Origin of the sequence: Rhizobium sp. RHZ01, assembly GCF_014851595.1 — a bacterium.
GTDB lineage: Bacteria > Pseudomonadota > Alphaproteobacteria > Rhizobiales > Rhizobiaceae > Rhizobium > Rhizobium altiplani.
This window is the reverse complement of the sequence record NZ_JACUZZ010000022.1, coordinates 13117-30029: the sequence shown is the minus strand read 5'-3', so window position 1 is coordinate 30029 and position 16913 is coordinate 13117. Positions and strand designations below refer to the sequence as shown.

The following is a 16913-nucleotide window of genomic DNA, read 5'->3' as shown; positions in this document are numbered from 1 at the left end:
CTTGTCAGTCGCGTTGCAGGCGCCGCGCGGGAGAGACAGCGCCCGCGCGGCGTTTTCTGTTAGTCGGCCTTCTTCACGCCCACGAGGCGGATCATGCCGTCCGGTGACGGGACAAAGCCAGTGACTTTCTTGTTGTAGCCCCAGATCCAGGCCTGATGTCCGATATAGACGATCGGCAGGTCCTCAGCGAGGATCTTGCCGGCGGCATCGTATTTCTGCTTGCGCACGGCATCGTCCTGCGACTGGCGGGCTTCGGAAAGCAGCTTGTCGACGTCGGGGTTGCTGTAGTGCATGTCGTTGAGGCCCGCGCCAGTGGTGTAGAACTGGTTGGTGTTGCCATCAGGATCGACGCGGCCGGACCAATCCGAGCGGCTGACCTGGTAGTTGCCGGCGGTCTGGTCGTTGAGCAGCGTGGCGAATTCGGTGGCCTTCAAGGTTACGTCGAACCCGGCTTCGGCGACCATCGACTGGATGATCTGCATCATCTGGGCGATGATCGGATCGTTGGCCATGTTGAGCTCGACCGGAACGCGGTCGAAGCCTGCTTCCTTGATCAGGGCCTTGGCCTTGTCGACGTCGCGGGCCGGAACCGGAAGATCTTTGTTGAACCATGGGCTCGACGGCGGGAACGGCTGGTTGCCGGCAACACCCGTCCCGTCATAGACGATCTGCATGGCTGCTTCGCGGTCGATCGCCAGCGAGAAGGCCTGGCGAAGCCGCTTGTCCTTGCCGAGCGGATTGTCGGCGCGGGCGCCGTTGCCGACGTTGAAGTAGATGCCGAGGTTGCCGATATTGACCTTGTCGACCATGTCCAGGTTGGAATCGCCCTTAACGGTCTCGACATCCGTCGGCGCCACGCGCTCGATCAGGTCGAGGTCGCCCGAGCGCAGGTTCGCGAGCCGCACGGCGCTATCCGGGATCGGCCGGTAGGTGATCTTATCGATGAAGATGTTGTCCTTGTTCCAATAGTCCTGGAACTTTTCGAGCACGATGCGGTCCTGCTGCACGCGTTCGACGAATTTGAACGGGCCGGAGCAGACGGGATGATCGCCAAACTTGGCGCCGAGCTCCTTGGCGGCCTTCGGCGAGATCATCATGCCGGCGCGGTCGGAAAGCTGGGCCACCAGCGTAACATCCGGAGCCTTCAGCGTGAACTTCACCTCGTAGTCCCCTGTTGCCTCGACCTTGGAGACGGAGGAAAGCTCGCTCTTGCGGCGAGATTCCGGCAGGGTCATCGCGCGGGTGATATTGTCGACGACGGCCTGGGCATTGAAGGGCGTATCGTCCTGGAACTTCACGCCCTGGCGCAGCGTCAGCGTCAGTTCCTTGCCGTCGGCGGACCATTTGTAATCCGTTGCAAGCTGCCCGACGATCTTGAGATCGGGCGTGACGTCGAACAGCTTGTCGCAGAGCGCCGTGTAGACGATACGACCGACGAACGAACGCGATTGTGCCGGATCCAAGACGTCAGCGTCATCGGCAAGGCCGATCTTCAGTTCGGCGGCAAAGGTTGGTAGCGCTAACAGGACGCTTGCGCCAAGAGTAGCAAGGGGGTTGGCAGTTTTCATCTCGTTCCCTCTTATGTTTGAACCAGTTTTCCGGGCCGGCTTTCCCCGGCCGGCCGATCGTCAGGCGTCCGGAGCAACTCCGTCAGCTTTTTGTTTCTCTTCGCTTCCCTCTAACGGCAGATCGAAGGAGGTGACGCGGATGAGGCTTTCCTGCAGCATCAGCAAATGCTGGCGCATCGCTTCGGCGGCGCGTAACGGATCCCGCTCGGCGATTGCGTCGATCACGGCGGCGTGCTGCGCATAAGCGCGCTCTTCCGTCTTGTGGCTGCGCCGCGCCATTTCGCGGATCGCCTGCCAGGCGTCGTCCTGGCGGACGTGGTTGATGACATCGAAGATTTCGAGAAAGAACTGATTGCCTGCGCTTTGGGCGATCAGCCGGTGCAGCGCGCCATCCCACAATTCGCGCGCGTCGGCATCCTCACTGGCCACGATCTTCTTCGTCAATTCACGCATGCGCTCGATGTCGGCTGGCTTGGCACGGACGGCAGCAAGTTGCGCCAGCTGCGGCTCTATTCGCAGCCGCACTTCCATGATCTCAAGAAAATTGGTTCCGGCGACGATAGCGCCGACATGCCGGCTGAGCCCCTCGGCTCGCTGACCCGCGTAAGTCCCGGATCCCTGGCGGCGAGAAATCCTGCCCTCGGCATCAAGGACTTCCAGCGCCCGGCGAATGGCGCGGCGACTGACGCCAAACAGATCGGAGAGAGCGCGCTCGGTCGGCAGCTTGCCGTCCGCGGGAAGATCGGAAGAGCTCAGCAGCTCTCGGAGCTTCTCGAGAGCATAAGTTGAATTTTCGGGTAGTCCTTGTACTGCCATTTTGCTTATTGGTTCGGACCAATTTCCAAGTGGTTCAAACTGCCCCGCAATCCGCGGTGGCGTCAATGCCAAAATTCATGAAAGTCGCAATTTTGTTGACTTCGTAAGGCAGTAGTTACGCTCGCAAGCTGGCATTTCACCTGCGGGCAGCGAAGGGCGCCCGACCACGTGCAACTTGAGCCGTCGAGAGCTAACCGTCTACGCGCCATACAGAGGATTTCGGAGCACGCTGCTAAGGTCTCTGACGCACCTTTCGCTCAGGCTGACGGTGTCAAAGTTCCAAGATGGCACGCCGTTCGATGCTGCGGCGGCCATAAAGTCGTTCGAGCGCCGCCGCGATGACTCGGGCTGATCCTGAGCTACATGCTAGCCAGTGGTTTCTCAAGAATGCTACTAGCTGGCATCGTACACCTAACGGTGGCGGACCAATGGCGAACAGGCCGCCCTCTATCCGTCTGTCATACCCGAGTGATTTGCGTCCGAAGGTTCATGGCGGCGGCGCGGAGCTCGCGGTGATGGTCGCAGGCAATTGGACCGTCACCGTGTTTGAGTGTCCACTCGGCCATGCCAATGTCACGTCCTTCGTGGAGCGCAAGAGCCGCTACACCGTTCTCATCAAGAATCCAAGCCGGCATTCGCTCCCTGATCATGGACAAGATCATCAGAGCTCTTTCTCCATTGCCGGCATTTGCGCGTCAAAGCTTCATGTTTGATCGCGGTACCGAGTTTGCCGGATTCAGGGCTTTGGACGAAGGGGATCGGCGCGCGTAGCTGGTTCTGCGACCCCAGTGTAGAGTGGCAAAAGGGAGCCCTGGAAAACGCCAGCAAGCGCCTACGCCGCTTCATGCCAGGAGCTACAGATCTGGCCGCCGTGTCACAACGCGACCTGATCCAACTCACCCGTCATCTGAATGACCAACCCCGTAAATGCCTTGGCTACAACACTCCAGCCGAGGTGTTCATGGCGCATTGCAGGATGACGCGTGATCCCCTACCCTGCAAGACGGGTGTGATGCACTTGGGGCTTCTCCAAACGGCGCGCAAATGTCACGGCAGCACCTGGAGCTAGTCCGACATGACCTCCTCAATTTTTCTCTTCAGAAACCGAATTCAGGAACTGCTCGAGTTCAGCAATGCTTCGCATCACATCCCCGAATTTCGGGATTTCGCCGAAGATCATGGCTGACATACGCTCGTAGTCGCGTGCGAGCTTTTCCAGCATCTCAGAATTTGGGTTTAGCCGGTAGCTTCCCGGCACTGCGCGATCATAGCGATGATCTGGCGCCCGAAACATCAGTTCCTTGTGCACTCGGCAGGCCTCGGCCAACTCACTCATGCGGGCCGTTTTCTTTCCATAAGCGCCGTTCGTCCAGATTTGATGGACATCATAGTAGTGCCGCGAGTACCGGTTGAGATCAGGTACCGGCTTTTCGGGGTTCTGCTCGTCGGCTCGCTTCTCCGTCATTTCGGTCATCGCATGGAGAATAAGCACCTTCTCCCAGAAGGTTCTTTCCGGCTTCACGGTCGTTACCCCATTGACCGCCAAGTCGTCCGCGGAGGTCAGTTCGGACGCGATGTAGGGGATGATCGTGCGAGCTTCGACGGGAACAGGATCGGGGCGGGCGCCGCCCTCTATCCGGACGGCCGGCCTAACGTAATCGGCATCGGTCCCAAACACGCTCTTATAGGTGACGACAAGAATGTCGAGCGCGTCACGTTTCCGATAGGCATCGTAGCCGTACTCGACGGTGAAATGGCCTTGTTCGCCAACTATCGCCTCGATCTCTGCAATCTTGCGGAGAAGCTGGTCGCGTAAAGGGCCGGAGATGTAGGTGCGCGCCGCATCGTCGACCTTCTCTGCGAGCATTTTCTGTTGCTTGGTCACCGAGCCCTGTGCGGCAATCTCGTCTTCAAGGGGTGCTTCAATGTCGGCTTTATAGACGCCAAAGTCGATATCTTCGGAGAACCTTTTGATGACGTCATAGGCCTTGCTCAGGCTGGTGCCGCCTTTGAAGTAGAGATTGACCGGATCGCCATCTCGCTGATTGAACAGAAAGTCCAGGATCCAACAGACATAGAGATCCTTTTCGACATTCTCAGCGCGCGTCTGGAGGCCAGCTGCGGCTGCCGCATACAGCGCACGGCGTTCGTCGGGGCTCGATCGAAGAACCTCAATGAACGTGGTCTGCATCGGCGGTCCCCTCTGGCGTCGTTTCTTGGCCGTGTGGTGCTAAGCCGTCGGCTATTTCTTGCGCAGCCGAATACATCCAGGCTGGCAGAGCCGAGAGGTTGGATCGGAGATCATCCGAAATCGCTTCTCGGTCCGGGCTCTTCCTCAGTTTCTGGACGATCCCGCTTATGGCCGGTTCCAAATTGCTGCGATCATCGCGCACCCAAGCTAACGCCTGGACTATGCGCATGGCCGGCCGGCCGGCCCAGAATGCGGCTTTAGCCGAGACTCGCTTGAAATCGAGCGTGTAGATGACCGGCGCGCTTACCTTGGGATCCCCGGTGGTTGCATCGATTTCGATCGTCCGCGGATATGTGTCCGCGTAGATTGTCGATCGCGCGGGAGCAGCCGTTGTGAGCCCGAGATCATTAGCCGCGGTCATTCCGTCCACGAGTATCCGAAGCTTGTCCCGGCGGGCGATTGCATCAACGAATGATGCGCGCGGCGGGAACACCAGCTTTCCAGTGAGCTTGCTGATAGCGGGTTTGTCGTAGAGCCCGCGGTAAGGTCGACGAATATCGCCACGGTTTGTCAGGCGCTGCAGCGCTTTCTCAACGGCGTTCGGGCTGGCGATATCAAGGAAGTCACCGCGGGACCACACACCCGAAGGAGCGCCAGCGCTGATCCGGGAGTGAACTTGCTCAATGGTATCTGACGTCGGGTCGGGCATTGGTTCTCCAATGTCCAAAGATTATATACAAATACTGGTCAGCGACAAGCTGTCCAAAGTTTGCGTACAAATTCTGGTCAGTAAGTGTCGTCCTTCGCTGACCGGTATCGCGGTTACCGCGGTCGTGATGATCGGCGGCACGGAAATCCTGCAGCCTGGCGCTCCTTCAGGCGCGGGAACATCGCGAAGACCTTCTCAAGGTCCGCTTTAAAGTATTTGAGGTTTCCCCCGCTAGAGTGATTACCGCGTCTCCTGCAATCCGAATAGAAATACCGTCTTCCCCCGGCATCCGGCCGGGTAGGGTCTCTCAATCCTGGCAAGCTTACGACGCATATCGCGTCGCCAGCGACCTCCTGGACCGCGGCCGTCGACCGGATGCGTTCGTGGTCGGGGATGATTACTATGCGCTCGGCCTCTACCGAGCTCTACGCGAGCGTCGCATCGCATCCCGGATGATGTGTTGGTTATGGGGTGGGGAAACCACCCCTTCGCACGTTTTATGGAGCCACCGCTTTCTACATTGCTTCTGCCTTTCCAGGAGGTTGCACGTCGCGCAACGCGTCGGCTCCTCGACCGGATCGAAAGGAAGCGCCGACGATCGGGTGGTGGAACGATTTGCGCCTGAACTTGTTGCTCGGGCTTCAACCACGCGCTGATCCTCAGCCTCGTTAGCAAATCTCGGCATTGGCCTGATGAAGTCAATGCGCAGATCGTGTCGGAGAGCCTCGGCCCGTTGCGGGGAACCGCCTTTCGACTTGGCGAACGATAGCGCGGCAGAGAAAGCTTGTTCTGCCTGCACCTGAGGACCTCGTCCGCTCCACGCTGGCCGATTGGGTTGGTCGGGCTGCTTTCCAAGAGGTCGACTGCGGGTGTCGGCTATGACTGCCACCTTTTTAGCTGGAGGCTTCGCAGGTCTTGAACGGAACCGAACCGAAGGGCCTCGAATTGAGATGGCTAAGCCTTTGATTCATCGGAAGAGCTCAGCAGTTCTCGGAGCCTCGTCGAGAGGCAGGATGTGGCCGGAAAATGCCGTAAGGACCGTATTTTCCAACCAGTTGCGCAGCACCTTGCCGGCGACTGCATCATTGTGCTCCACCAGCCGAACGCCGATCTCCAGCTCGTGCAGGACTACGGATGAAATGAAGGTCTCGGCCGGATCGACGGTTTCGTTGCAAACGACGACATTGGGATCAGCATTGTCACTCGCGACTTTGCGCAGTTCGGACACGACATTGGTATCGAGCAACAGCATCAGGATAGGTCAACCGACCGGGCATGTTCCGTGCGCTGCGGGAGCGGTAAGTCAACATCATCCGCTCCGGGCGCGGCCAGCATGTCACCGAGCGTCCGCATTTTACCGATAAGCCGCTTGTACTCATCGAACGACAGGAGGACATGCGCAGGCCGACCCCTGTCGGTGATGATCACCGGTCCATCCCTGGTGGCGCGCTTTGCGCGGCCGAGGTCCTGATTGAGTTCTCGGCCTGAAAGCATGGTAACAGTCATGACGAGCCTCCAACCTTCGTGGTTACGCAACCACATCTAGCTCGCGTAAACTGGAATTGTAAGGGGCAGGCCCCTCGGGCTAAGCTAAAACTGCCTAGCCAAGCTCGGCAATCCGCCGGAGCAGCGGAAAAGTCGGCACCAGCGCAGGCACACTCTCGAGCGCTCACCGCCCTGCCCGAGCCAGCGACCGTGCGATGTCGACGATATCGTCGCGACCAGCGGTTGGATCCTCCTTGCTCCAGGCAATGCCAAGCCCGATCCGGAAGTCAATCCCGCTTACCTTCTTCAGTTCAAAGCCGCGATTGGGAAGATCAAGCGTCCATTCCGGGGCAAAGCCGATGCCAAGCCCGGCAGAGACCAGTGACACCAGCGCATAGGTGTCATCGCAGCTGAAGGCAATGTTGGCGTTGAGGTCGTATTCCGCGAACTTCTCATTGAAGTAGCGTTCCGAAAACGACAGGTTCTGCCTGTTAAAGGCGATGATCTTCTGATTGCGCAGATCGTCGATGCTGATCTCCTCCTTGGCTGCCAGCGGATTGGCATGGCCAACCGCCAGGTAGTAGCGCTCATGCGCAAGCGAGACGAAGCGCAAGGAGCCGATGTTTTCCACCGGGCGGATGAAGCCCAGATTGAGCTGGCCGGTCTCCAGGCCGCGGATGATCTCGCCGGTATTGCCCGACGCGATGTGGATGCGGACATCGGGATACTTGCGGGCGATCTTGGCAAGGAAGGTCGGCAGCATGCCCATGGTGGCCGGGTAGATGCTGCCGATCCTGATCTGGCGGATGCGACTGCCGCCGGCTGCCCGCGTCAGTTCGGTGGTCAGGTCGATGTCGCTTAAGATCCGCACACAGCGATCGTAGAACGTCTCCCCTGCCCTGGTCAGTTCCACCCTTCTCGTCGAACGGATGAACAGCGGACAGCCAAGCTCCCTTTCCAGCGACATCACATGATTGCTGAGTGCCGGCTGGGCAATGCGCATCCTGGCTGCCGCCCGGCCGAAGTGCAGTTCCTCGGCCACCGCTTTGAAATAGGAGAGTTGGCGTAGTTCCATGAATGAGCTCCGCCGCACGTGTGCTTCATTGCCACGATGCTTCGCAAAAGATAAGTTATAGCCAGATAGCACGCTTAAGTTTCTTTTTCAACTCTCAACTTGCGAAAATAGAAAGTTTTATGCTCAAACCATCTCAGTGCCGCGCAGCTAGGGCGCTTCTCGACTGGACCCAGAAAGACCTCGCCGAGAAGACTTCGATCAGCGCGGTATCCATTCGAGCATTCGAAAGAGGGGGAGAGATGCGCGACAGCAACCTTCGTCTATTGACGCTCACCTTCGAGGCCGCAGGCATAACCTTTCAGAGTGAAGGTGAGATTACCGATGGAGGAATAGGCGTCCGCCTTCGATCGCAGGATCGGCATTAGACGTGGACAGGGATACATGTACGAGTTTGCTTGGTGTTCTTGAGCGGATACGAACCCGCGACCCCTACATTACGCAGATCTGGATCTTGAGCAGCGCTCATCGCGGTTTCAACTGGATGGCTGCACCATAAACAAGGTTCTGGCCTTTACCCCTCTCTTCGGCGAAGGCTGCCAACGATGGTGCTGATCTCTTCCTCCAAATGCCGTCCGCGATAAACGAACGACGTTTCGTGGCGCGCGTATTGACCATCTCGATCGGCGCTGAGCCAGTTGTATGACCCGACGCAAAGAAGGTCAGTGTCGATCGCTACGATCTTGCTATGCAGCTTCGGGAGCTTGTGCAGCCGAACCCTAATCTATGAGCATGCCTTTTCGACCGCTTCCATCTGAGTCAATCCATCGGCAGCAGGGCCGGGGTTGAGCAGCGGATCAGCGAACACGTCGACTTCGGCGCCCCGCTGGACGGCGGCGTTGAAGGCCGCAAGGATTCCAACTCGTTCCATCGTTAAAGCGATCAACCACGGGCTGACGATGGTGTAGCGGCGTCGACCCTCAGACAGCGCATTCAGCAGGAAGGCATGATGCCCAGCTGCATCTCGAAGCATTTGAATCTGACCGCTCGCGCGGCTCGACCGCAAACTCAAGCGCGTTCCGCTCTGACGCGAACAGGAAGTCCGCGAAGAGAGCCCTTGGCGACCCGGCTTTCGCGGCCGCCATAACGTCCATATCGGCAAATACCAGACAACTGTCCTTTGCCCGCGAGACCATCACGTTCAGCATACTTGGCGAAGCGTCGACGAAACCACCGTCAGCATGTATCTAGTAGACGGGCGAGAAGATCACGACGGATCGCTCAGCGCCTTGAAGCGCGTGGACTGTTCCGATTGTCATCCCTATGCGGCCGTCGAGAGCGTGATGACGCCCCCGAGAGGCATGGCGTCGCGTGCGTTTACGACCAGGTTCAGGAGTGCGGTCTCCGACTGGTTGGCGTCGGCCTGAACTTTCGGCAGAGCCAGCGGGAAACTCGTGACAATTTCGATCGACGGGCCGATCGACCGCTGAAGCAGGCCCGCCATTCCCTTCACGAGGTCGGACACGTCGACCGGCTCAAGCTTGAGTTCCTGCTTGCGGGAGAAGGCAAGCAGCCGCTGTGTCACGGCCGCGCCCCGTTTTGCCCCTTGGATGGCGTTCTCGATCAGATCCTGACCGGCGAGAGCCCGTTTCTTCGCGATCTCGAGACTGCCTAGAATGGCCATCAGTAGATTGTTGAAGTCGTGCGCGACGCCGCCCATGAGCCGGCCTACGGCTTCCATCTTTTGGGCCTGGAAGAGTTCGAGCTGTGCTCGCTCGTGCTTCCTGCGTCTGTCACCTCTCCGTAATGTCGCGCGTAATCTTGGCAAAGCCGATGAGCGTGCCGTCTTCTGCCCGAATAGGGTCGATGATGACATCTGCCCAAAAGCGCGTCCCATCCTTTCTGACCCGCCAGCCTTCTCTTTCGAACCGGCCCTCGGATGCGGCGACTTCTAGCGCTCTTCTTGGCAGATCGTCGGCCTTGTCCTCGTCGGTATAGAACTGCGAGAAATGCCTACCAATGATCTCTTCGGGTTCGTATCCCTTGATGCGGCGGGCGCCCGCATTCCAACTCGATACGTGACCGTTCGGATCGAGCATGTAGATGGCATAGTCGATCACGCCTTCGACCAGCACGCGAAACTGCTCCTCGCTTCGGTTCGGATCTTCGGTCTGCCTACGCTCTAAAAGGTCGATGGTCATGCGGAATTCCGATTGCGTGTTTCTCGAGGTAACTAGTTATCCGCCCTGGATTCGCAAGCCCAAGTCCAACTGGAAGCAAGACATTGAGCCCGTGATTGCGCTCCGGCGTTAACCCATTGCCGAAGAATACGTTTCCATCAATTCGCTCTTGCCTAATATTCAATTCATGGCTGGCTCGCGACCTGACCCGAAATGGCGGGCCGCGGGGACCGAGCAGCCATTTGGCCTTGCTCGAACGCCAGAGGAAGAGAAACTGGGGACTCTCCGGAGGCAACGCTCCCGAGTTTCTCTTCCGACCGACATTGCAACGCAGTCATCAGACCGGCTCCTCACCTCGTTGGCGAATGATCCTCGACGATCGATACCTACCTTCGGCTTCTTTCTCACGTCCTCTGCTCCGCAGCTCCATTTGTCGAAACTTGCAAACGCGGCTCTGGTTCCGTTGTTGTGAACGAAAGTTCGAAGACGAGTCCGTCGGGGCGATAGTCAGTCCGGCACACCGATCGCGCCCTCGACGGGAAAGCTCGCTCGATCAGGACAGAGCCGAAGCCCTTCCGGGCAGGCGCGCCGACAGGAGGACCACCGCTTTCGGTCCAGGTGAGGTCGAGCCGTTCGCGCTCCTTGCGCCAGGCGATCGAAACCTTTCCTGTCTCGTTCGAGAGGCTTCCGTACTTCGTGGCGTTGGTTGCCAGTTCGTGCACCACGAGTGAAAGCGGCAGTGCGAGATCGGCGGCAAGGACAACGTCGGGTCCTTCGAGCCGAATGCGCTCGCAACCGCCATCAAGATGAGCCTCCATTGCGGCCACAGTGACTTCACGCACCGACGACGACGTGGTTTCCTTCGACAGTAGCAAATCATAGGTCCGGGCGAGCGCGGTCAGGCGCTCGGAGAAGGAGCGGTAGCGTTCGGGTTCCACCTTCGAGAAGGTCTGACGGGATATCGCCTGTACGAGCGTGAAGCCGTTCTTGACGCGGTGCGCCAGCTCCTTCATCAGCAGAGCACGCTCCTCAACCGCCTGCTCGCTCTCGAGGCGGCGACGGTCGAGTTCTTCCAGCAGGCCATCGAGCGTCGCCCCGACCGCGGACAATTCATCGGACCCCTTCATGCCTGTCCTTGCCTTCGTCTCGCCGTTGCGCCAGCTGTCCATCGTCGCCGCGATGCGTTCGATTGGCGCGAGCAGGAACTTGTTGCCGATGAAGAACGCGGCGACGAAAGCAAGCAGCACTCCCCCCGCAATGCCAAGCATGTTCGCGAGTGTCGACCTGTTAATCTGAGCGAAGGCCTCCTCCTTTGAGAAGCCTGCACTGACGTAAAGCGGGCTGCCCGGCAGAGCGATCGGGCGGAATCCGAGGATCCGCTCGGTACCATCCTGGCTCGTGACATCGATGACGCCAGGCTCGTCGGCATGAATGAGCGACTGGAATTTGTCCGGAATGACGGTGCCGACGAACCGTTCGGGAAACGGCACCCGCGCAAGGATCGTCCCCTTTCCATCAGCTATCGTCACGGCATTGCCGGGGGAGACGCCGCGCTCGGTGATCCTGTTCTGAAGCCAGTCCAGCCGGACGCCGGTGACCACGACTCCCTTTAGATTGTCGCCTTCCATCAACGGCATTGCGATCGGCAACACGGCCGTATCCGAGATCCTGCTCATCGTGTAGGTGCCAACGACCGTCTGCCGAGAAACGATGACTCCCTTCAAATAATCACGGTCGGCGAACGTCGTGCCGGCCGGTATCTGCTGACTGCTGCAGACAGGGCTCCCGGTTGTATCGAGGACGAAGATCGTTCTGACGTTTGGAACGTTTTCCGCTACAGACTTCAAGCTCTCGTTGCAACTCGCGGCGTCGAGATGACGAACGGCGGGCATGGCGGACACCGAGACAAGCATGGCGCGGACGCCTTCGATGATCCGGTCGACCTCTGACGAAGCCTGACGAGCGGCTTGCGCAGCGTTGGCTCTCACCTCTTCGTTCCGCTGGGCACGCAGCGCGACCTCGTTATACACGAGCATAGCGACAACGGGCGCGAGGGCCGCCGCTGCGACCGCTACAAGCTTCAGCTTCATGTGGCCCCCCACTCAGACCCAAGGTCGTAGCACGCGCGCGAAACCTTGGCTATCCGGTGAGTTCAATCCCGCAACCTCCAGATCTGGCGGAACAAACCGCCGTCGCAATCATTTCCGCGAGGAAAGGGAGGAGCTGGGAAATGCATTCAGATCGTGATTTTGAACGCCGGCGGGTGTTGCGTGGCAACGCCTATACCCTTGAGGAGTTTCGGAGCCGGTACGGCCTTCATCCGGACGTGGCCGAGGACCTGTTCTATCGCTTCGGGCCGTCATCGATTGAACTGGACATCCTGATGGCCGCGAAGACGCGCGTTGCGTCGATCCACGCGATAACGCAGGAAATCGGACTCTAGGCACGTCCTCCACAGCGATGTCGACGGAAGGCGGATTACAGTCCTGGACGCTCGTCAGCAACCTTTCCTCATGAAGGTAAGCGGGGTCTCGGCTTGCTGTTGCGGAACCGCTAGCCGGACCTTCTTTCGAAATGGCGGCCCTTTCGCAGGCCTGCCGACGCTCTGTCGTCTCGGCGTCTCGCACTCCTCCAACGGAACAGAATGCCTCCGATCGTGTTTTTGTTTCACCGCGAATAAGGAGTCAGTCGATGAGTATTTTCGAACGCATACGCAACGCGATTTTGGGCGACGCCAACGCAGCAACGCCCGCTCAAGCGGCTTCCGCTTCCCCGTTGACACCGCCAGCGGCGCCCGATGCTGATCCAGTGCCACCTCTGGGGCCAGGAGCACCCCAGTCGGATCAGATCGCCGAGCGTCCGCCGATCGTCACCGACCCGGCCACTGGTGCGCCTCCGCCGCCTCCGGCCCCCGCGATCGATATCGCGGACGTGCTCGATCAAGCCGCAAGGAGTTCAGGACAGAAACTCGATTGGAGACATTCGATCGTCGACCTGATGAAGGCCGTGGGGATGGACGCAAGCATGCAGGAGCGCAAGGAACTGGCATCCGAGCTGGGCTACTCGGGCGACAAGAGCGATAGCGCGGCTATGAACACGTTTCTCCACAAGACGCTGATGAAACGGTTGTCCGCGAATGGCGGAAAGGTGCCGCCCGACCTGCTCGACTAGAACCCGATCTTGCTCCACTGAGCTCGGAGCGTTCACTCTGGTGGAGTACAGTCCAACATAGGCGCCGATCAACATCGCGGCGATGTCGTCCGCGGTAGAATGGCCCTCGTTGAACAACTGAACGGCCGCATTGCAAAGGACCGTGGACGCGCGCTCGTCAGGGCGAACCTCGCAGTATCGGTACCAGGCTCGAACTGCGTTCGACCTCGTTTCGAAATCGAGACTTCCGCAACCGCGCTGCATCACCGCGATCGTCCCGGTTTCATTTGCGCAAGTGTGGCTCGAACAGTCGGGCGTTCGATCGCGTCGAGTTTGTGGCGTCCCCAGAACGGAAGCAATCTGCCGTCACGCTTGTAAACCAACTCCAACCGGCTCAAGGCAACCTGCAGGAACATTTTGCAATCGTGGACATTTCTTTCCGAGCAACCTGCCGCCCATTATTGGTGCGGATAATTGGTATGCGTTTCGAACTCTATGTTCCGCGTTCCAAGAGTGGCTCAAAAAAATGGGCACATCGTTCAATACAGCGTGCGCCACGGGGACTGAACGCCTCAGGGTTTATTCGGGAGTTTTACATTCGAGAGCCGAAGCCACGGAGGATTGTCGGCGTACATCTCGCGGATCAAATTCTTAATCTGTTCCACCTTGGAATTTGGCTCATTGTACCGATAGCTCATGATTACTGGTGAGGTTGCCTTCTCGTCCCGAATTGTGCGATATGACACGTCGTCCGGCCGCTGTCGTTGGGACGCTGACGGGATGATGCAAACCCCTGCGCCGGCTGCGACCATTCCCAGGGCGGTTTGGATTTCGCGAACTTCCTCGATCTGCGAATGCGCAATTCCGAGCTCGGCGAAAAGTGACATAACTTCGTCCGCGAAACTCGGCCTCGGCACGGACGGGTAAAGGATGACCGTTTCGTGAGCCAGTGATGCGAGGTCTATAGGCTCTTCAGACGCAGACAACGGGTGATGCTTTGGAAGCGCTACGACAAGGCGCTCCTCACGAAGCGTCAGACGCTCCACCTCGCGATCGTTGAATCTGACGCGACCAAAACCGAGATCGATACGCCGCTCTTTCAAGGCGCTGACCTGCTCCGTCGACATCATCTCCCGGATTTCTATGTCAAGGTCGGGCCAGAGATGCCGCATACGGCGAACCAGGTCCGGGATGCCGCCGTATAGCGTGGAGCCGACGCAACCGATAACAAATCGCTCCCGCTTCGAACTGCCGATCTTGCGCGTCTGCTCGATGATATATTCAGTTCGCAGAAGAATGTGAGTCGCCTGTTCGTAGAGAAAGCGGCCCGCCTCCGTCAAGGCGATCGGCCGCTGGCTACGATCGACAAGCACTACGCCGAGTTCGTCCTCAAGCTGTTGGATCTGCCGGCTAAGCGGCGGCTGGGCGATGTGGAGCAGTTCGGCAGCCCGTGAAAAATTCCGTTCGCGGGCGACCGTCACGAAATATCTCAGTTGTCGAAGATCCATCTGCCAGCCTCCCAACACATTGTTTGGGACTATCGCCGCCCGTCGCCGAGCCGTCCAGTGAGATGGCGCAACCCGGCTTCTACCGGCGCAGAAAGTCATGAACTGCCGAATTGAAAGGGTGTGGAGTTTCCACGTTGACGATATGGCGGCCGGGTAAAGAAACATGCCTGCCGTCGCGCACCCCGTGCGCGATGCTCTCGAGATCGGTGGGCGGGCATACGGCGTCGTCGGCACCAGACAGGGCAAGGATCGGGTTGGAAATCGAGGCAATCTCCTCTCTCAAATCTGCATCCCTCAGTGCTTCACAACAGCCGAGGTAGCCTTCTTCTGAAGTCCTCGAGAAGCTGTCGAGCACGCCTGTCACCACGCCTGGGTTGGCGGCGGCAAAATCCGGTGTAAACCACCGCTCGGCCGTAGCGGGCACCAAGGCGGCGAGACCGTTTGTCCTGACGTCACCGATCCTTGCGGTCCACCCCTCGGCCGTTCCGATTCTGGAGGCGGTGGCACACAGCACCATCTTTCCAAATCGAGGTCCGTGATGGACCCCAAGCCATTGTCCGGTGAGGCCGCCGATGGAGAGACCGCAAAAGTGAGCGCGGGAGATGTCGAGGGCGTCCAGAAGCGAGATCACATCGCTGCCGAGATCATCGAGTGCGTAGGGCGCAGGTGGTGGCGATGACAATCCGTGACCTCGACGGTCATAACGCAGGATCCTGAAATCGTCGGCGAGTTCGCTGACCTGTTCGTCCCACATGTGCAAGTCCGTGCCGAGCGAGTTGCAAAACACCAGCCATTCCTTGCTGGAGGCAGTGTCATCAGTGCCATCGAGCCGAAAATGGAGGCGGTGGGTGGGTAGGTCGAGAAATGGCATTCGATCAAGATTCCGATCAAGGCGGTGACGACGGCCCGAGATCCGGGCCAAGGGGTCGCGCGGAAGAACGCCGCGCGACGTCTACTTAAGCTGCGACAGCCGGAACTGAAGCGGTTCTTCGGCTGTTGCTGAGGGCGAACACCACCATCGCCACGGCCGAGACAGCAGCGGGAAGGGCGAAAATCAGGAAATTCTGCTGTAGCGGCAGGTTCTGTCCGAGCAGGACGCCGCCCAAGGTCGGGCCAACGATGGCTCCGATGCGGCCGACCGCTGACGCCCATCCGAGGCCGGTCGAGCGGACGGAAAGATTGTAAAGCTGGGCGACGCTTGCATAAAGCAGGATCTGGGTGCCGATCGTCGTGGCGCCCGCGACGAACACCATCAGGAAAAGAAGCGCCGGCGCCAGGTTGAACCCGATCAGGGCGATGGACGCTGACGCGGCCGCAAAGAAACCGATGACAACCTTGGCGAGGCCGAACCGGTCGCCTAGCCAGCCGCCCGCTATTGCGCCGACCATGCCGCCGAAGTTCAGCGAAAATAGGCTAAGCAGGCTCGCCTTCTCTGCATAGCCGGCCTCCTGGAGCACCTTCGGGAGCCACGACGAAAGCAGGTATACAAGCAGCAGGCAGCAGAAGAACGACACCCACAGCATCAGAGTGCGAAGCGTACGCTGATGCCTGAACAGTTCGGAAACCGATGCGGACGCGCCTTTGTGTTCCGAAAAGACCAGCCGATCTGCAGGTGTAAGCGACGCCGTCGGCACCACCTTCGCGTAAATCGTCCTGGCCTGTTCCTGGCGCCCTTGGCGAATGAGGAAACCAAGCGATTCAGGAAGCTTCCATAGAATGATCGGCAATACGACGAGTGGAACCGCAGCGACAAAGAACATCGGCTTCCAGCCATAAAGCGGGATCATCTCGATACCGAGCCCCGCCGCGACCATTCCGCCGACGGAATAGCCGGAGAACATCAGGGCGACCATCGTCCCCCGAAGCCGCTTCGGCGCATATTCGTTCATGAGGGCAACCGCGTTTGGCATCAGTCCACCGCACCCAAATCCTGCGATGAAGCGGAAGATCTGAAACTCGAACGGTGAACTCGCAAATCCCGTCAAAAGCGTTGACGACGTGAACAGGATGAAACTGATGGCAATGCCCTTCTTGCGACCGATCCGGTCGGCGAGTGGCCCGAAGACCAGCGCGCCGAACATCATTCCAAACAGTGCCCACGCCTGCAGTGCACCTGCCTGCGGTTTTGAGAGGCCCCACTCCGCGATCAAGGTCGGCAGGACCGTGCCTGCCACGAAGACGTCGTAACCGTCGACAACAAGCAAAAGGGCGCAGAGCGCCACGACCGCCCACTGAAACGCTCCAAAGGGCGCATTGTCTATTGCGTCATTCACATCGATGTTGCGCATTTTCTC

Annotated in this window: 14 protein-coding genes and 3 pseudogenes; 4 read left to right on the top strand and 13 right to left on the bottom strand. The window is 59.1% G+C overall.

The window, feature by feature from the left end; translation table 11 throughout:
• Nucleotides 1–59: 59 nt before the first annotated feature.
• Nucleotides 60–1568 (bottom strand): ABC transporter substrate-binding protein, encoded by a 1509-nt coding sequence (locus tag IB248_RS21275; protein ID WP_192241619.1) that lies wholly within the window; start codon nucleotides 1566–1568, stop codon nucleotides 60–62.
• 60 nt (nucleotides 1569–1628) lie between these two features.
• Nucleotides 1629–2384, bottom strand: a complete 756-nt coding sequence (locus IB248_RS21270) for an FCD domain-containing protein (protein WP_192241618.1) — start codon at nucleotides 2382–2384, stop codon at nucleotides 1629–1631.
• 524 nt (nucleotides 2385–2908) lie between these two features.
• Here IB248_RS21270 and IB248_RS21265 point away from each other — a divergent pair.
• Nucleotides 2909–3354, top strand: a pseudogene (locus IB248_RS21265) (IS30 family transposase); the annotation flags it as partial.
• Nucleotides 3355–3468: 114 nt separating this feature from the next.
• Here IB248_RS21265 and IB248_RS21260 read toward each other — a convergent pair.
• The 5 genes and pseudogenes from IB248_RS21260 to IB248_RS21235 form a co-directional block, all read right to left on the bottom strand.
• Nucleotides 3469–4575 carry a nucleotidyl transferase AbiEii/AbiGii toxin family protein gene (locus IB248_RS21260; protein WP_192241617.1) on the bottom strand — a complete coding sequence of 369 codons (1107 nt, stop codon included), beginning with the start codon at nucleotides 4573–4575 and terminating at the stop codon, nucleotides 3469–3471.
• Nucleotides 4556–5284 (bottom strand): DUF6088 family protein, encoded by a 729-nt coding sequence (locus tag IB248_RS21255; protein WP_192241616.1) that lies wholly within the window; start codon nucleotides 5282–5284, stop codon nucleotides 4556–4558. The genes IB248_RS21260 and IB248_RS21255 overlap by 20 nt, the downstream gene beginning before the upstream one ends.
• A gap of 994 nt (nucleotides 5285–6278) precedes the next feature.
• Nucleotides 6279–6536, bottom strand: a pseudogene (locus IB248_RS21245) (type II toxin-antitoxin system VapC family toxin); the annotation flags it as partial.
• Nucleotides 6536–6790, bottom strand: a complete 255-nt coding sequence (locus IB248_RS21240; protein ID WP_062369244.1) for a type II toxin-antitoxin system Phd/YefM family antitoxin — start codon at nucleotides 6788–6790, stop codon at nucleotides 6536–6538. The gene IB248_RS21240 and the pseudogene IB248_RS21245, both read right to left, overlap by 1 nt.
• A gap of 163 nt (nucleotides 6791–6953) precedes the next feature.
• Nucleotides 6954–7844 (bottom strand): LysR family transcriptional regulator, encoded by an 891-nt coding sequence (locus tag IB248_RS21235; RefSeq protein WP_192241614.1) that lies wholly within the window; start codon nucleotides 7842–7844, stop codon nucleotides 6954–6956.
• Nucleotides 7845–7846: 2 nt separating this feature from the next.
• Here IB248_RS21235 and IB248_RS21230 point away from each other — a divergent pair, with 2 nt between their 5' ends.
• Entirely contained in the window at nucleotides 7847–8209 is a 363-nt protein-coding gene (locus tag IB248_RS21230) for a helix-turn-helix transcriptional regulator (RefSeq protein WP_348648610.1), read from the top strand.
• Nucleotides 8210–8565: 356 nt separating this feature from the next.
• Here IB248_RS21230 and IB248_RS21225 read toward each other — a convergent pair whose 3' ends face one another.
• The 3 genes and pseudogenes from IB248_RS21225 to IB248_RS21215 form a co-directional block, all read right to left on the bottom strand.
• Nucleotides 8566–8814, bottom strand: coding sequence for a hypothetical protein (locus tag IB248_RS21225; RefSeq protein WP_192241613.1), 249 nt, complete (start codon nucleotides 8812–8814; stop codon nucleotides 8566–8568).
• A 303-nt stretch (nucleotides 8815–9117) separates the two neighbouring features.
• Nucleotides 9118–9985, bottom strand: a pseudogene (locus IB248_RS21220) (PAS domain S-box protein); the annotation flags it as partial.
• A gap of 380 nt (nucleotides 9986–10365) precedes the next feature.
• Entirely contained in the window at nucleotides 10366–12051 is a 1686-nt protein-coding gene (locus tag IB248_RS21215) for a cache domain-containing protein (RefSeq protein WP_192241612.1), read from the bottom strand.
• A gap of 140 nt (nucleotides 12052–12191) precedes the next feature.
• Between IB248_RS21215 and IB248_RS21210 the strand changes: the two genes are divergently transcribed.
• Both IB248_RS21210 and IB248_RS21205 read left to right on the top strand, forming a co-directional pair.
• Complete coding sequence (locus tag IB248_RS21210; RefSeq protein WP_192241611.1) at nucleotides 12192–12404, top strand: hypothetical protein; 213 nt, start codon at nucleotides 12192–12194, stop codon at nucleotides 12402–12404.
• Between the two features lie 248 nt (nucleotides 12405–12652).
• Nucleotides 12653–13132: a DUF3597 domain-containing protein gene (locus tag IB248_RS21205; protein ID WP_192241610.1), complete on the top strand. Its 480-nt coding sequence runs from the start codon at nucleotides 12653–12655 to the stop codon at nucleotides 13130–13132.
• Between the two features lie 551 nt (nucleotides 13133–13683).
• Here the strand turns inward: IB248_RS21205 and IB248_RS21200 are convergent.
• From IB248_RS21200 to IB248_RS21190, 3 genes are all read right to left on the bottom strand, one after another.
• The gene (locus IB248_RS21200; RefSeq protein WP_192241609.1) at nucleotides 13684–14619 is read right to left on the bottom strand and encodes a LysR family transcriptional regulator; all 936 of its coding nucleotides are present in this window, start codon (nucleotides 14617–14619) and stop codon (nucleotides 13684–13686) included.
• 79 nt (nucleotides 14620–14698) lie between these two features.
• The gene (gene pcaD, locus IB248_RS21195) at nucleotides 14699–15490 is read right to left on the bottom strand and encodes a 3-oxoadipate enol-lactonase (protein ID WP_192241608.1); all 792 of its coding nucleotides are present in this window, start codon (nucleotides 15488–15490) and stop codon (nucleotides 14699–14701) included.
• 85 nt (nucleotides 15491–15575) lie between these two features.
• Nucleotides 15576–16907 (bottom strand): MFS transporter, encoded by a 1332-nt coding sequence (locus IB248_RS21190; RefSeq protein ID WP_192241607.1) that lies wholly within the window; start codon nucleotides 16905–16907, stop codon nucleotides 15576–15578.
• Nucleotides 16908–16913 lie beyond the last annotated feature (6 nt).

Bases quoted from the DNA above. Each gene is read 5' to 3' on its own strand.
- IB248_RS21275 (WP_192241619.1), bottom strand. From the start codon at position 1,568: ATGAAAACTGCCAACCCCCTTGCTACTCTTGGCGCAAGCGTCCTGTTA.
- IB248_RS21200 (WP_192241609.1), bottom strand. From the start codon at position 14,619: ATGGATCTTCGACAACTGAGATATTTCGTGACGGTCGCCCGCGAACGG.
- pcaD (WP_192241608.1), bottom strand. From the start codon at position 15,490: ATGCCATTTCTCGACCTACCCACCCACCGCCTCCATTTTCGGCTCGAT.
- IB248_RS21210 (WP_192241611.1), top strand. From the start codon at position 12,192: ATGCATTCAGATCGTGATTTTGAACGCCGGCGGGTGTTGCGTGGCAAC.
- IB248_RS21205 (WP_192241610.1), top strand. From the start codon at position 12,653: ATGAGTATTTTCGAACGCATACGCAACGCGATTTTGGGCGACGCCAAC.
- IB248_RS21225 (WP_192241613.1), bottom strand. From the start codon at position 8,814: ATGCTTCGAGATGCAGCTGGGCATCATGCCTTCCTGCTGAATGCGCTG.
- IB248_RS21190 (WP_192241607.1), bottom strand. From the start codon at position 16,907: ATGCGCAACATCGATGTGAATGACGCAATAGACAATGCGCCCTTTGGA.
- IB248_RS21235 (WP_192241614.1), bottom strand. From the start codon at position 7,844: ATGGAACTACGCCAACTCTCCTATTTCAAAGCGGTGGCCGAGGAACTG.
- IB248_RS21260 (WP_192241617.1), bottom strand. From the start codon at position 4,575: ATGCAGACCACGTTCATTGAGGTTCTTCGATCGAGCCCCGACGAACGC.
- IB248_RS21230 (WP_348648610.1), top strand. From the start codon at position 7,847: ATGAGCTCCGCCGCACGTGTGCTTCATTGCCACGATGCTTCGCAAAAG.
- IB248_RS21270 (WP_192241618.1), bottom strand. From the start codon at position 2,384: ATGGCAGTACAAGGACTACCCGAAAATTCAACTTATGCTCTCGAGAAG.
- IB248_RS21215 (WP_192241612.1), bottom strand. From the start codon at position 12,051: ATGAAGCTGAAGCTTGTAGCGGTCGCAGCGGCGGCCCTCGCGCCCGTT.
- IB248_RS21255 (WP_192241616.1), bottom strand. From the start codon at position 5,284: ATGCCCGACCCGACGTCAGATACCATTGAGCAAGTTCACTCCCGGATC.
- IB248_RS21240 (WP_062369244.1), bottom strand. From the start codon at position 6,790: ATGACTGTTACCATGCTTTCAGGCCGAGAACTCAATCAGGACCTCGGC.